The following is a 14,971-nucleotide window of genomic DNA, read 5'->3' on the forward strand; positions in this document are numbered from 1 at the left end:
GATGCACCGGGCAAGCAGAAACGTCCTACGGATTGAAGGCCGGAAACTCGCGTCTGAAGCTCTGAGCCGCCTCGGCCCATCGTTCGGGGCCGTCGGCATCCAGCGTCCACTTGCAGTTGACCGTGTTCATCACCTCATACCCGGCAGCGGCGAGGCCCTCGGCGAGCATCTTCTCCATCGCGCCGACGCGGTTCCGGAAGGGCTTATGCAACTCCATGAGTTCCGGATGTGCCTCATCCTGCTTCGCGATCTCGGGATAAATCGGGCCGTGGGCGATCAGGTCGAAGGCGTCACACTGTTCGGGCCGGATACCCTTCACTTCCAGGTGACGGCGCAGCGCGTTCTGGTTCTTTTGCTTTCCCAGATGCTGCCCCATGCGCGTGTAGGGCGCCGTCTCGAATGGACTGGAGTTGTCGCCTGTCCGCCCGACGTAGAGCAACTGCCTGTTGCCGACCCGAACCCGCCAAACGTAGAGCCAAAAGCCCCGTTCGAGCATTGCGGCTGGGAGCGTGAAGGAGTGGAGGGGCATGGTCAGAGTTCGCCTCGGAAGGCGCGGTGCTGGAGAGAGGTGAAAAGGTCATCTGCCGTCGCCACGGCATGTTTGGTGCCTGAAAGACTGGACGTCAGGCTGGCGAGCGCATCGCTCAAATGGCCGAGCTCTTGAGGCGATGGAACTGGAACACGATAACTTTTTATAAAGTCTGAGGGGATCCGCTTTTGACCTGCACTTCCCGTCATCGCCCTCTCACCTTCAGTCCTGAAGCGACAGGATTGTAGAACTAGATGGATAAAATCAGTGAACTCAGGTTGGCTCGGACGAAGCACATGAAATTCGGTTGATCCAAAGCCGACTTGATTAGAAATAATCCGAGTATCGCCACCCTTGCCATTCTCAAAGCAAGGCGTGATCTTCGCAACCAGCAAGTCCCCTCGCTCAAAATACGTAAATCCCTTTCGAACATCTTCCAAACTGCGAGATTGTTCATCGTGGATGAAACCGTCTTCACCAACGGATGCCATCGGCAAAAAGGTGACAGTAAAATCGTCCGAAGGAGAGAAACGTCGCTTTGGATTGATCTCCGCAATGTCAGCCAGCGCGATGGCTGGGGCGCGATCCCCAAACATCTCATGAAAGATCGCCTGCCTAAGGGTGTTCAGGCGGTTGAGGGCGCGGCGGCGGAGGCGGCGCAGCGCGTCCGCCTGATCCAGTATCGCCGCAATCCGCTTCTGCTTCTCCGGCGGCGGGAGGGGGATTTCGAGGTTACGAAGGACGTCTAGCTTAATACCTTTAACGGTCGCGCCAGTTGCCTGCTCTTCGAGTTTACTGCCGTTAGCGAGAAGCGCGTGATAAAGGAACCGTATATCGACCCCACTCTTGGGCATCAAAGCCTTCAGATCTTGATTTATCGCGAGATCTATCGTGTTGATTGCAACCTTGCCTACCGCCATACGTGTCGGCACAATAATGCTACCCGCGCGAATGATCTGAGTGGCAGATGACGCAACGCCTCGCTGCGATATTTTATCGATCGTTTTATCGAGAATTCCGCTTTTGAAATCCTTGACCGACGCCCAAGGAATATCACCATCCCAGTATTCTGCGACACTCTTATCTGGAGTGCCGCCGCCTTTTATTTCAACTAATTCACCTAATGCGACAAGGTTCACGCCAACATCTCCTCGAGCCGATCCAGCCCCTCGGCGATCTCCGCTTCGATGGCGCGCAAATCGGCGATGATGGCGGCGGGGCTTTCGTGCTCCACCTCCGCGTGCTCCACCTCCTTGTAGCGGTTCAGCGAGAGGTCCCAGCTGCCGGTGGCCGCAATCTCCTCGGCCTTCACCGTGAAGCTTTGCGCCGTGCGGGGGCGGGCGGCCTCGGCGGTCAGCGCGTCCCAGCGGGCGAGGATGTCGGGCAGGTTGTTCTTGGCGTGCTCGTCCGCAGCCAGCGCCTCGTCGGGCACCGGCCCCAGCTTGGCCGCCTCCAGGAGCGGGGTGCGCTTGTCGTCGAGGCTGAAGCCGTCGGCGGTCATGTCATAGAACCACACATCCTCGGTCCCGCCGACGCCGGTCTTGGTGAAGATCACGATCGCGCAGGACACGCCCGCATAGGGACGGAACACGCCCGAGGGCAGCTTGACGATGGCCTCCAGCTTGTGATCCTCGATCAGCGCGCGGCGCAGCGCCTTGTGCGCGGTGGAGGAGCCGAACAGCACCCCGTCCGGCACGACCACCGCCGCCCTACCCCCGGTCCGCAGCAGCCGCAGGAACAGGGCAAGGAACAGCAATTCCGTCTTCTTCGTCTTGACGATCTTCAGCAAATCCTTCGCCGTCGTGTCGTAGTCGAGGGAGCCGGCGAAGGGCGGGTTGGCGAGGATCAGCGAATAGGCACCCGCGTCGGCGTTGTGCTCCTCGGCCAGGCTATCGCGATAGCTGACGTCTGCGTTCTCCACCCCGTGCAGCGTCATGTTCATCGCGCCGATCCGCAGCATGGTGCTGTCGAAGTCGAAGCCGTGGAACATGCCGTTGTGGAAGTGCTGGCGGTTCTCGGCATTGCGCAGTGCCTGGGGATGATGGTCGCGGATATATTCTCCGGCGCCGACGAGGAAGCCGCATGTGCCCGCAGCCGGATCGCAAATCACATCCTGCGGGGTCGGCTTCATCAGGTTGACCATCAGGTCGATGATGTGGCGCGGGGTGCGGAACTGGCCGTTGGTGCCGGCGCTCGCGATCTGGCCCAGCATGTATTCATAGACGTCGCCCTTGGTGTCGCGGTCGTCCATCGGCACCTGATCGAGCATCTCCACCACCTTGGCCAACAGGTTGGGGTTGGAGAAGCCAAGCCGCGCATCCTTCATATGCGTGCCATAGGTCGAGCCGGTCTCGCCCAAATCGCGCAGGAAGGGGAAGACGTGCTCATCAACGACGCGCATCATCTCGCGTGCCTCGAAGTTCTTGAAGCGCGACCAGCGGAGGTTGTCATAGGCCTCGCCCTTGGCATCACGGCCCTCGGGGAAGATCCGGCGGGCGATGGGCTTGCACAACTGCTCGGCCTTTGCCTCCTCCACCAACTGCAGGTCATCGAGCCGTTTGATAAACAGCAGATAGGTGATCTGTTCGATGACCGAGAGAGGATTGGACACCCCGCCCGACCAGAAGGCGTTCCAGATCTGGTCGATCTGAGAGCGGATGGGACCTGTCAGCATGGGAAACCTCGTCGCGTGATGGGAGGTGCATAACGCAGGAAACGGAATACGCCAATGTTGGAGGTGGCATGGCAGGACGGGCTGCGTGCTGGTTACGCTGCGCTGGCGAGAGCGTCATACGATTGGGCCAATGCAAGTTCCCGATCAGCGTGAAACCTTGTCACCCCATCGCTGAGACGGCACAGTAGGGCGTGATTTACAATCCGCCGAGCTGCTTTCCATGCCCCGCAAACCCGCACTCTCGCCTGATAAGCTTAAGGATCTCGGCACCGACAAACTCGCGCAACTGGTGCTGGAAGAAGCTGAGCGCAACGCAGGCTTTCGCCGTCAGGTCAAAGCGGCGATGGCCGGCGCCGGGGGTCCGAGTGCCATCGTCAAGGTCATAGACAGGCGGCTTTCGGGGTTGGAACGGGCGAAGAGCTTCATCGAATGGGACAAGGCCCGCGCGCTCCGCGACGACCTGCGTAGCCTGACCACCACAATCACATCCGAGCTTGCCCCTGCCGAGCCTGCGCTGGCGATGGACCGGTTGCTGCGCTTCATCGCCACACATGAATGCGTCTTCGCGCGTATCGACGATTCCTCAGGCAGCATTCAGGATGTCTATTACGAGGCAATCTCCTCGTTCGGCGATCTGGTCCCCTCGCTGCCACCGGCCGACGCCGATCTGTTGCCCGAGAAGATCATGGCGCTGCTCGGGGAAAGCGAGCACGGCTATCTGTGCGACCTGACCGCCACCGTGGCACCCCACCTGCCCCAGACGGTGCTTACGGGATGGGACCGTGATCTTGAGGCGGCGATCACCGAACGAACAGCTCTCGAGGCCGCGCGCTCTTCGGATGGCTGGCATTACTCCATGACCTCGCAATGGGCCGAGATGCGCCAGAGCATCGCGTAGGCGCGCGGACATTTGGACCTGCTGATCGCGCTGGAAGCCGAAAAGCGCCCGCATATGCAGGACACTCTTGGAATCTCAACGAAGCTATTGGAAGCCGGACGCCTGCCCGATGCCCTAGACTGGTCGCGCAGGCCGGATTCGCGCGAAAACGCCGAACCGGAAGAAGGACTGTCGCCCGAACGCGTCAGCCTCCAAGCCACCACTTTGGATGCGATGGGCAACAGGTCCGAGGCGCAGGCCCTGCGCTGGCGCTGCTTCGAGGCGCGCCTGTCTGCGGACATCCTCCGCGAACATCTAAAGTCCCTGCCCGACTTCGAGGACATAGAGGCGGAGGAACGTGCCCACGCCATCGCGCTCGCACATGCAAACCCGAACGTCGCGCTGGAGCCCTTCCTCGATTGGCCACGCCATGACTTGGCCGCGCAGGTGATCGAGACCCATCGCGAAACTTGGAATGGCAGTGACTGGCATATCCTGCCGAAGATCGCGGCGATCATGGAGCACGAGCATTCAGTTGCGGCCACCATCCTGTATCGTGCTCTGCTGGACGACATCCTGGCCCGGGCTCGGTCCAAAGCCTACGCGCATGGCGCGAAGTATCTGGCGAAGCTAACCCTTCTGTCTACTGACGCAGATGCAGGCCACCCTTCCACAATGGATGACCATGCGACCTACCTCACCGGGCTGAAACAGGCCCATGCACGTAAAACGGCATTCTGGACACTGGTGGGCAGCGGCACCGAACGTAGGCCTGCGTCCTTCAACGCCAGACGTCCTAAATGGGTGAGCTATGATCACTGATGGGACGAAGCTGCCATTCATTGATTCAGCGAGTGGCTTGGCATCAAGTATCTCGACAGGCAATGTATGAGTGAAAATGACTTTGACGAGAATATTGGATGCAAGATCGATACGCCGGAGACGTAGGAGACTTCGTTAAACTGGGTTTGCTCCGCGCCCTGTCCCCCGGACGCAGAACGGGCATCGCGTGGTATCGGTTTCCAGACGAATCTCATAATGGCGATGGTAGGCATATCTCCTATCTTAATCATCCGGATCGCTTCGCTGCTCTAGATCCAGTCCTGTTTGAACATCTCCGGAACGTTGTGAGAGACGTTCGGTCAATCTCTTCACTGATGCCTATGCTAGAGAATGCCGCATCCTCTGACGAAGCACTTGATGTCGCTTCAGTGCCAAATCAGCATCGGCGACTGTGGAGGAGTGAATGGTTCTCACGCGTGATGAGGGACCTAAAAGGATGTGATCTTGTCTTCGCTGACCCGGATAATGGCATCGTCGACGACACAGAGAGCAGGAAGGGGAGTGCCAAATTTGGCAAGCAAATTCCGCTGGCAGAAGTGCGAGCATTGGCCGAGAACCGCTGCGCCGTGATCTATCACCATAACACTCGACGCTCAGGCGGGCATAACGCCGAAGTCGACTACCTGTTCTCCGAGCTTGGAGCCTCCGGCCTTGCCGTTCGGGCCACAGCACACAGCCCTCGCACATTCTTTATTTTGAACGCAGATAAAGAGATCGAAAGCCGGGTCCGCGCATTTTGTGATCGGTGGCAAGGAGCGAAGGTCAGACTGCACGAGTCCTCGCTGTCGCAGTAAGTCACGTGATGGGACATTCCTAACATTCGCAGCCGCGCGGCGCAGGATGCCGGTTTGGGCTGAGTGGGCGGAAAGCTTGCCCTTGGCATGAGCAGCGACACTGGAATGTTTAGAAAGAGATGCGGACGTTCACGGATTGCCGCTCTCGCTTTGAGATTTTTGCTTATCGACGAACGAGACTGGCAAGAACCGTAAGCGGTATGCCCATCACACGGTAACTGCGTAGTTCCATGGGAGCAGGTCTTCCATGTTGCGCTGTCTGTGACATTTGACCATGGTGGTGAGCGTGGTTATCAGCCACCCGAGTGCTACACGTCAGGGAAAGCGCTCCCACAAGACACGGATTTACGTCAATTGGTTCTAATACTATTTATCATCACGGATTTTTCATGGAATTCTACGTCCCAGTCGATCGAGTAAATCTATACGAGGAAGGATTCGCCGACGATCTGTTAGGGCGGATCAAGACCGGTGAGGCACTTTCGGAACTTTTGGAACGCATCGACAGTCCTTTGGTCATCGCTCTCGATGGACGATGGGGAACTGGAAAAAGCTATTTTCTCAAGCGTTGGGTTGGCGCCCACCGGCTAGATCACAAAGGGCGAGCGCTTACCATATACTTCGATGCATTCGCTAACGATTACCAGAGCGACCCACTCGCAGCGCTAGTCGCAGCACTTGCTGATCGAACACCCGCGAACAAAGACGACGCGATGAAAAGAGTTCAACGCGCCGCCTTCAGATTCATTAAGCCATTAGCGAGGGTAGGGCTGTCGCTCGCGACATTCGGCGCCACCAAGGCGCTCGACGAGATTGGCGATGCCGTTGTTGAGGCGGTTGGAAAGGAAACCGAAGCGTCTCTCGAGGCATTCTGGCAGCACGAAGAAGGTCGACGCGCGGCGATGGAGGAGTTTCGCGCAGCGCTGTCCGACTTGCAAGATCCGGGGAAAGAGGGCGAAGACCAGATACCGCTTGTTATTATCATCGACGAATTGGACAGATGTCGCCCAGACTATGCGCTCGAAGTGCTGGAGGTAATCAAGCACTTCTTTGCTGTGCCTAAGGTTCACTTCATATTGGGCGTGAATCTTGTTGCGCTGCAAAATAGCGTTATGGTTAGGTATGGTAACGGGATTGACGCTGCCGCCTATCTTCGCAAGTTTATCAACATCACCCTGACTTTGCCGGAGACCGTGCCAGCTCGAAGAGATATGAAGGCTATCATTGCGTTTGCGGAAAGCGCTTCAGACGAGATGGGCTTACCGAAAGTTTTTCGTCAACGCCTGACATCTCAGATTAAAGTGATTAGCCGGAACGCTCATATTTCCATTCGGGAGGTTGGAAGAATCCTATCTGCTGCTTCCCTTTTGTCCGATGAGCTCTTAGGGGAGGAGCGGATACTTGAGGGATACAGGACGATTGCGATAACACTTCTCATTGTCCAAATCATCCGGCCTGACTTATTCTCCAAGTTTCTTTCTGCACAGCTCAGCGAAGACGAAGTGATAGACTTCTTCGGTGCATCGCAGAGATTTACGGAATATGAGGTCGGCGGAAATCACAATCCTCAACGGGATCAAGACACCGTTTATCTTGCCTCCGCATGGCTCCATATTGTTTCGGCAGGAAGCAACATAACCGAGCGCCACGGTTTCTATATTGCAGAGATTGGTCGAGCGTTTGACCAGTTTGGACGACATCACGATCCATCAAGTGTTCCAAAAACTACGTTCACACGTTGGATGGATACGTTCAAGATCACATAGACAATCTGCCCTATCCGCCCGCAGCGTGCGCTTCAGATTTATCGGAGCTTCGTTCAAAAGGTAGAGCCTACGTAGCAATTTGCAGAAAGTGACGGTTTACAAACTTGTAGTCAAGCTTCTACTTGCCTCACTCGCGTTCAAATTGCCGATCCTTTTGGTGCCTCCGGCCTTATCAGATTACGCCCGTTGAACGTCCGGTTAGGGGCTTTCGCGTCACCACGGTTCACTGGGATCCTGGGGCACCTCCTCATGATCAGGATCGGTCGGAGACGAGACGACCTGACCGATAATCTCGTCCCGCAGTCTGGCCTGTTCGCTCCGGATGATGGCGTCCATCCGGTCGGTTCGTCCGGTGATGGGGAACCCGGCCTCTTCGGCGATACGGGCGGCCGTGCGAAGAAGCATCTCATCCCCACGGATGCTGAGGCCCGTCCAGCCCTTGGCCTGAGCCTGGGCGATGACGACGCGAACAGCGTCTTCGGTGGCCCCGGTCATGTGGATGCGCGGCCCGACATCATGCAGTCCTGCGCCATCCGTCAGGACAATACGCCGATCCGGAACATCGACCTCCATCAGGGTCTCACGCAGATCCTTGGGCAACGTATCCTTTCCGTAAAGCCTTTCCCAAGCCCGGGACTGCGGCGAACGGAAGGCGTGTTTATGGTAGGACGAATACCGCGCTTCTCTGGAACGCCCCATCGGCCCTTCCGGACCGACGTCTCCGTTGCCGGGGGCTGGCGCGACGGCGACGCGTGGTGATGCGCTGATGCCCGCTTTATGGCCCGCGGGTTCTCTTTGCCCCGGATGTGGTGCGTCGAACGCGGAAGCTTCCTCATGCCCACCATCGGTGGGTCCATCGGGATGCTGAGGCGCGAGCGGCGTGTCGGGGATGTTCACTTGCGCCGCGCCATGGTCGACATGATCGGGGTCTGCGCCCGGCGCAAGGCGTTGACAAACCCGCGCCGGACCGCGCCAAACCGCCGCCATGATGGCGCCGATACGTTGAACTTTTGGCGCGACACTATCGGCCATTCCGGTGCAGTTTATCCCTACGATGGCCGGAGGTGATCGAGGACCCCAGCGGGTGAAAATCGCCGCGACGTTGACGTAAATCGGAGCAATATTCTTGCTTTCGACCGGGAAGAGGGCCGGGTTTGGCCCCTCCCCCGGCTTTGGTTCCTCCGCGGGATCGATCCTATGCGGGGGGCAGAGGCGCGCTAAGCCTCTAGCTTCAGAGGAAAATTCTGGGTTCGCGCCCGGGTTCGCACCTTTGGGTTCGCAGGTTCACGGACCCCACATCACTGCCGCCGGGCGTCCCACCGCCCGGCGTTTCTATTGGAAGGAGATGGGTTTGCAGATCGAGATGATGCCCGCCATGCGGCTCGTGCCCTACGCCCGCAATGCCCGCACCCATTCCGACGACCAGATCGCGCAGATCGCCGCCTCCATCGCCGAGTTCGGCTTCACCAACCCGATCCTGATCGGCGATGACGATGTCATCATCGCCGGGCACGGCCGACTGATGGCGGCGCAGAAGCTGGGGCTGGCCGAGGTGCCGGTGATCGTTCTCGACCATCTGACCGAGGCGCAGCGCCGGGCGCTGGTCATTGCCGACAACAGGTTCGCCGAGAATGCCGGCTGGGACGAGGACTTGCTGCGCGCTCGATGCCGGCGCGCTGGGTGTTTCTGGACGAGGTCGATGCCTATCCGGGCGATCTTGACGGCGAGGGCGATCCGATCGCGCTGGCCGAGGCGCGCACGATCAGCTTCGGGCATCGCAGCAAGGGGTTTCTGGCCTCGACGCCGACAGTGAGGGGGCTGTCGCGCATCGAGCGGGAATACGAGCTCTCGGATCAGCAGCGCTATCACGTCCCCTGTCCGCATTGCGGCGCGCTGCAATGGCTGAAGTTCGAGCGCCTGCGCTGGCAGGCCGGATTGCCGGAGACGGCGGCCTATCTGTGCGAGCACTGCGACGAACCCATCGCCGAGCGGCACAAGACCGAGATGATGGACGAAGCGAACGGCGCGCGCTGGATACCGACGGCGGAACCGGAACTGCGGCGGCGCGCCGAGGCCGCCGGCATCGTCGGTTTCCACATCAGCGGGCTCTATTCACCGCTGGGCTGGCTCTCATGGGCTGAGATCGCCCGGAACTGGGAGGCGGCGCAGGGCAATGATGCGGCGCTGAAGACGCTGAAGAACACGGTGCTTGGTGAGACATGGCAGGAACGCGGCGAGGCGCCGGACTGGCAACGCCTCTACGAGCGCCGGGAAGATTGGCATCTCGGGCAGGTGCCGGACGGCGCGCTGATGCTGACCGCCGGTGCCGACGTGCAGCGCGACCGCATCGAGATCGATGTCTGGGGCTGGGGCTGGGGCCGCAATCTGGAAAGCTGGCTCGTCGATCACGTGGTGCTGGAGGGGGATACGGCACGCGAAGAGGTCTGGGGCGATCTGACGGATCTCCTGGGCGAGACATGGGATCACGCCGGCGGCGCGCGCATGGCGCTGGCGCGGCTTGCGATCGACACCGGCGACGGGGCGACGACGGATGCGGTCTACAACTGGTGTCGCAAGATGGGCCACGGGCAGGTCATCGCCGTGAAGGGTGTGGGCGGGTTCGACCGTGCCACGCCGGTGGATGGTCCGACCTATGTCGATGTGACCGAAGCCGGGCGCCGCATCCGCCGCGGCGTGCGGTTGTGGAAGGTTGCCGGGGCGGTGTTCAAGTCCGAGACCTACCGGTTTCTGCGTCTCGCGGCGCCGACGGATGAGGAGATTGCGGACGGCACGGGATACCTCGCTGGTTTCGTGCACATCCCGCGCGGGACGACGGCGGAATGGACGAAGCAGCTGACGGCCGAGCAGCTGATGACGGTGAAGACCCGGCAGGGCTTCCAGCGCCTCGAATGGCAGCAGACCCGGGACCGCAATGAGGCCATGGTCTGTCGGGTCTATGCCCGGGCCGCGGCCTGGCTGATGGGCATGGACTGCTGGAATGAAGACCGCTGGGAGGCACTGGCGGCGCAGCTGCTGCCCGGCCGCACGGAAACGACCACGCTGCCGGCCGGACAGCCGCAGCGGCAGACAATCACCCCGCCCTCCCCCCGATCCTTGGGCTGGTTGGGCGATCGCAGGAAAGGAAACTGGTTCTGATGGCCTGGACAGAGATGGAACTCGACGCCCTGCGCCGGGCCTATGCCGCGGGGACCACGCGCGTGTCCTATGACGGCAAATCAGTGGACTATGGCTCCGCCGCCGATCTCTTGGGCCGCATCCAACTGCTCTACGTTACCCTTTTCCCATGAATATGGGCGTTGGTACGCGGGGATTTCATAACGAATCTGTTCGGTCAAAATCTGGCTGATCGTGCGCTCGGCCGCTTCCATTGTCGCTCTCTACTATCGGACGGCAGCGACCTTGACGAGCGCCCCGATATCAAGCTGACATTGCCGCTTTTCACTGCGGCAGACTAAGCCGTGAACTTCAACTGACGCAAGCAGGATGGCACTATGTCCTTGCAAATGCCAGCATCTGATATGCCTTCTCTGCTGGCATTGGTTCCATCAGCCCGGGGGAGCGTCACCTCCGGCCCCTGCCGCCCATCCAGGACCTGAAACTGTGCTTTGCCGCTGCGCAGGGTATCGAAGGGCAGGTCTGGTGTATGGTGCAGGGCAGCGCGCCTCCTTCACGAATGGCTGCTATGGGCCGAGCTATCATCGAAGCGCGAGATAGTCTGCGGAGACATATCCAGAGACACTCTAGCTTATCGGCGAGCGTTACCCTGCACAAGACCTTGCCAGCGTTCGTATGCAGTTTTGTCGGGTCAGTCGCGTTCCGTCCGGCAGGCCGATGATGATGTCGTGGTCGAGGCCGGGCCCTTTGCGGAGCTTGAGGAGGTCGTCAGGTCCGGCGCCCTTCACTACGGCACCGGTGCCGACGGCGCATCCGGCGATGATCAGCATGGCAAGAAGAGCGGCAAGGTGTGTTCGCATGTCGCGGTCTGCCTCTGTTTCACCCTTCGTACAACAATGACGCGCGGAATGACAGCGGGCAGCAGGATGGAACAGAGGCACGCCGGAGCAACCTGTCAGGCTGCTCGCCGTCGCTTTTTCGCTCCCGTGTTGCCTGAGCGTTGCCTAGTCTGCAGACGTCAAAAAGCCCCGCGTTTCAGCGGGGCGCAAGTCTTTGTATAATTTATGGAATTTGGTTGCGGGAGCAGGATTTGAACCTGCGACCTTCAGGTTATGAGCCTGACGAGCTACCGGGCTGCTCCATCCCGCGGAGGTTGGCTGTCTGGATTGACGGCCTGTGGTATTGTTTTGTTTTGTGTGTTCGGAGAGGCTTGGGTTCTTGTCAGGTTTGGCGGTGACCTACTCTCCCACGTCTTAAGACGCAGTACCATTGGCGCGACGGCACTTAACGGCCGAGTTCGGGATGGGATCGGGTGTTTTGCTCGTGCTATGACCACCAAACCGGAGAAGAACCCGTCTCCGCTGTTTTGGCAGCGGAGTGGGTATAACAACATCAGGGACATGGTTTTCATGTCGCGTGTTCAAGTCGGTGTTTGCTTTTGATCCTGCTGTTTCTGGATCAAATCAAGCCTATCGGGCAATTAGTACCGGTCAACTGAACGCATTGCTGCGCTTACATCTCCGGCCTATCGACGTGGTGGTCTTCCACGGCCCTCAAGGGAGACCTTGTTTTGAAGGGGGCTTCCCGCTTAGATGCCTTCAGCGGTTATCCTGTCCGATCATAGCTACCCAGCACTGCCATTGGCATGACAACTGGTCCACCAGTGGATCGTTCACCCCGGTCCTCTCGTACTAGGGGCAACTCTTCTCAAGTCTCCTACACCCACGGCAGATAGGGACCGAACTGTCTCACGACGTTCTAAACCCAGCTCACGTACCTCTTTAAATGGCGAACAGCCATACCCTTGGGACCTGCTCCAGCCCCAGGATGAGATGAGCCGACATCGAGGTGCCAAACGATGCCGTCGATATGGACTCTTGGGCATCATCAGCCTGTTATCCCCAGAGTACCTTTTATCCGTTGAGCGATGGCCCTCCCACTTGGGACCACCGGATCACTATGGCCGACTTTCGTCTCTGCTCGACTTGTCAGTCTTGCAGTCAGGCTGGCTTCTGCCATTGCACTCAACGACCGATTTCCGACCGGTCTGAGCCAACCTTCGCGCGCCTCCGTTACAATTTGGGAGGCGACCGCCCCAGTCAAACTACCCACCACGCAGGGTCCCGGATCCGGATAACGGACCGCGGTTAGACATCAAGAGTGCGAAGGGTGGTATCTCAAGGATGGCTCCACCAGAACTGGCGTCCTGGTTTCGATGCCTACCACCTATCCTGCACATCACAATCCTGATGCCAGTGCGAAGCTATAGTAAAGGTTCATGGGGTCTTTCCGTCTAACCGCGGGAAGTGTGCATCTTGACACACAGTTCAATTTCGCTGAGTCCACATCAGAGACAGCGGGGAGATCGTTACGCCATTCGTGCAGGTCGGAACTTACCCGACAAGGAATTTCGCTACCTTAGGACCGTTATAGTTACGGCCGCCGTTTACTGGGGCTTCAATTCGGAGCTTGCACCCCTCCTTTTAACCTTCCAGCACCGGGCAGGCGTCAGACCCTATACGTCGTCTTGCGACTTCGCAGAGCCCTATGTTTTAAGTAAACAGTCGCCACCCCCTGGTTTGTGCCCCCCACACGTGCTTGCGCATATGTGGGGCCTCCTTCTCGCGAACTTACGGAGGTATTTTGCCGAGTTCCTTTGATGTGGTTCTCTCAAGCGCCTTGGTATTCTCTACCAGTCCACCTGTGTCGGTTTCGGGTACGGTCTAAAAGAGAGGCTATTTCCAGGGACCGCTCAGCAGCCCAGTCAATCCGATAAGACTGAACTACACCTGCGATCCGTCACCATCTCACGGCCCAGGAATATTAACCTGGTTCCCATCGACTACGCCTTTCGGCCTCGCCTTAGGGGCCGGCTTACCCTGCTCAGATTAGCTTTAAGCAGGAACCCTTGGACTTTCGGCGACAGGGTCTCTCACCCTGTTTGTCGCTACTCATGTCAACATTCTCGCTTCTGATCTCTCCACCGGATGCCTTACAGCCCGGCTTCACAGAAAGAACATTGTCTGCGCTACCCGAAGGCAGAACAGACAGCGTTCTATATCACAGAACGCTCCGCTACCACGCACATCGCTGTGCATCCTGAGCTTCGGCTCGTGGCTTGAGCCCCGTTACATCTTCGCCGCAGGACAGCTTATCTAGACCAGTGAGCTGTTACGCTATCTTTAAAGGATGGCTGCTTCTAAGCCAACCTCCTGGTTGTTTTGGCCGTCCCACATGCTTTCCCACTTAGCCACGAATTAGGGGCCTTAGCTGCAGGTCAGGGTTGTTTCCCTCTTCACGACGGACGTTAGCACCCGCCGTGTGTCTCCCGGATAGTACTCTGCGGTATTCGGAGTTTGCTTAGACTCAGTAAGGCTGTGGGCCCCCATCATCCATGCAGTGCTCTACCCCCGCAGGTATTCGTCCGAGGCGCTACCTAAATAGCTTTCGCGGAGAACCAGCTATCTCCAGGTTTGATTGGCCTTTCACCCCTAGCCACAAGTCATCCAGACCCTTTTCAACGGGTGTTGGTTCGGACCTCCAGTACGTGTTACCGTACCTTCATCCTGCTCATGGCTAGATCACCTGGTTTCGGGTCTGATCCAACGAACTCATGCGCCCTTTTAAGACTCGCTTTCGCTGCGCCTACACCTAGCGGCTTAAGCTTGCTCGTTAGACCAAGTCGTTGACCCATTATACAAAAGGTACGCCGTCAGGGCTTATGCCCCTCCGACTGCTTGTAGGCGTCCGGTTTCAGGTACTGTTTCACTCCCCTCGTCGGGGTGCTTTTCACCTTTCCCTCACGGTACTGGTTCGCTATCGGTCAGTAAGGAGTACTTAGCCTTCGGGGGTGGTCCCCCGGTCTTCAGACAGGATTTCACGTGTCCCGCCCTACTTAATACGTCCCATCAGACTTCCTGTACGGGGCTGTCACCCTGTATCGCTGCGCTTTCCAGCGCATTCCAGTCATCCTCAAGGCTCGGCTGGTCCGCGTTCGCTCGCCACTACTAGCGGAGTCTCTATTGATGTCCTTTCCTCCGGGTACTTAGATGTTTCAGTTCCCCGGGTTCGCTCTTATACCCCTATGTATTCAAGGTATAAGTACCTGTCTCAGCCAGCCATTGAGTACCGAAGTAACAATGACAAACTGTCAGGTGGGTTTCCCCATTCGGAGATCCATGGATCAAAGCCTATTCCCGGCTCCCCATGGCTTAACGCAGGGTATCACGTCCTTCATCGCCTCTTACTGCCTAGGCATCCACCAAACGCCCTTTTCGCGCTTGATTTGATCCAGAAAGAGCAGGACCAGGCTTGCGCCTCATCCGTCCTTCCGGTGTCAAAAGCATGTATACT

8 protein-coding genes, 1 tRNA gene, 2 rRNA genes and 3 pseudogenes are annotated in these 14,971 nt (G+C 58.5%); 6 read left to right on the forward strand and 8 right to left on the reverse strand.

Annotation, left to right across the window (positions count from 1 at the left end; all coding sequences use genetic code 11):
* Positions 1–25: 25 nt before the first annotated feature.
* The 3 genes from GR316_RS08895 to GR316_RS08905 are packed head-to-tail and all read right to left on the reverse strand — an operon-like array spanning position 26 to position 3,203.
* Positions 26–529, reverse strand: coding sequence for a hypothetical protein (locus GR316_RS08895; protein WP_211783589.1), 504 nt, complete (start codon positions 527–529; stop codon positions 26–28).
* A gap of 2 nt (positions 530–531) precedes the next feature.
* Positions 532–1,668, reverse strand: coding sequence for a restriction endonuclease subunit S (locus tag GR316_RS08900; RefSeq protein ID WP_211783590.1), 1,137 nt, complete (start codon positions 1,666–1,668; stop codon positions 532–534).
* The gene (locus GR316_RS08905) at positions 1,665–3,203 is read right to left on the reverse strand and encodes a type I restriction-modification system subunit M (protein ID WP_211783591.1); all 1,539 of its coding nucleotides are present in this window, start codon (positions 3,201–3,203) and stop codon (positions 1,665–1,667) included. The genes GR316_RS08900 and GR316_RS08905 overlap by 4 nt, the downstream gene beginning before the upstream one ends.
* Before the next feature lie 220 nt (positions 3,204–3,423).
* Here GR316_RS08905 and GR316_RS13935 point away from each other — a divergent pair.
* The 3 genes and pseudogenes from GR316_RS13935 (at position 3,424) to GR316_RS08925 (ending at position 7,483) form a co-directional block, all read left to right on the forward strand.
* Positions 3,424–4,902 (forward strand): annotated as a pseudogene (locus GR316_RS13935) (DUF6880 family protein).
* Between the two features lie 341 nt (positions 4,903–5,243).
* Positions 5,244–5,717: a hypothetical protein gene (locus tag GR316_RS08920; RefSeq protein ID WP_211783594.1), complete on the forward strand. Its 474-nt coding sequence runs from the start codon at positions 5,244–5,246 to the stop codon at positions 5,715–5,717.
* Between the two features lie 389 nt (positions 5,718–6,106).
* The gene (locus tag GR316_RS08925; RefSeq protein WP_211783595.1) at positions 6,107–7,483 is read left to right on the forward strand and encodes a KAP family P-loop NTPase fold protein; all 1,377 of its coding nucleotides are present in this window, start codon (positions 6,107–6,109) and stop codon (positions 7,481–7,483) included.
* Positions 7,484–7,696: 213 nt separating this feature from the next.
* Here the strand turns inward: GR316_RS08925 and GR316_RS08930 are convergent, their stop codons facing one another.
* Entirely contained in the window at positions 7,697–8,515 is an 819-nt protein-coding gene (locus GR316_RS08930; RefSeq protein WP_211783596.1) for an LPD7 domain-containing protein, read from the reverse strand.
* Positions 8,516–8,858: 343 nt separating this feature from the next.
* On the opposite strand from GR316_RS08930, the pseudogene GR316_RS13905 reads away from it, so the two are divergent.
* The 3 genes and pseudogenes from GR316_RS13905 to GR316_RS08945 form a co-directional block, all read left to right on the forward strand.
* Positions 8,859–9,011: pseudogene (locus tag GR316_RS13905) on the forward strand (ParB/Srx family N-terminal domain-containing protein); the annotation flags it as partial.
* 137 nt (positions 9,012–9,148) lie between these two features.
* The gene (locus tag GR316_RS08940) at positions 9,149–10,639 is read left to right on the forward strand and encodes a phage terminase large subunit family protein (RefSeq protein ID WP_211783597.1); all 1,491 of its coding nucleotides are present in this window, start codon (positions 9,149–9,151) and stop codon (positions 10,637–10,639) included.
* Positions 10,639–10,791 (forward strand): phage head-tail joining protein, encoded by a 153-nt coding sequence (locus tag GR316_RS08945; RefSeq protein ID WP_211783598.1) that lies wholly within the window; start codon positions 10,639–10,641, stop codon positions 10,789–10,791. Before GR316_RS08940 ends, GR316_RS08945 begins: the two co-directional genes overlap by 1 nt.
* Positions 10,792–11,199: 408 nt before the next feature.
* Here the strand turns inward: GR316_RS08945 and GR316_RS13940 are convergent.
* The 4 genes and pseudogenes from GR316_RS13940 to GR316_RS08960 form a co-directional block, all read right to left on the reverse strand.
* Positions 11,200–11,478, reverse strand: a pseudogene (locus GR316_RS13940) (SH3 domain-containing protein).
* A 212-nt stretch (positions 11,479–11,690) separates the two neighbouring features.
* A tRNA-Met gene (locus GR316_RS08950) sits at positions 11,691–11,767 on the reverse strand.
* Positions 11,768–11,843: 76 nt separating this feature from the next.
* Positions 11,844–11,958: ribosomal RNA gene (gene rrf / locus GR316_RS08955) — 5S ribosomal RNA — on the reverse strand.
* Between the two features lie 119 nt (positions 11,959–12,077).
* A 23S ribosomal RNA gene (locus tag GR316_RS08960) occupies positions 12,078–14,904 on the reverse strand.
* Positions 14,905–14,971: the final 67 nt, after the last annotated feature.

Origin of the sequence: Falsirhodobacter algicola (genome assembly GCF_018279165.1) — a bacterium.
Lineage (GTDB): Bacteria > Pseudomonadota > Alphaproteobacteria > Rhodobacterales > Rhodobacteraceae > Falsirhodobacter > Falsirhodobacter algicola.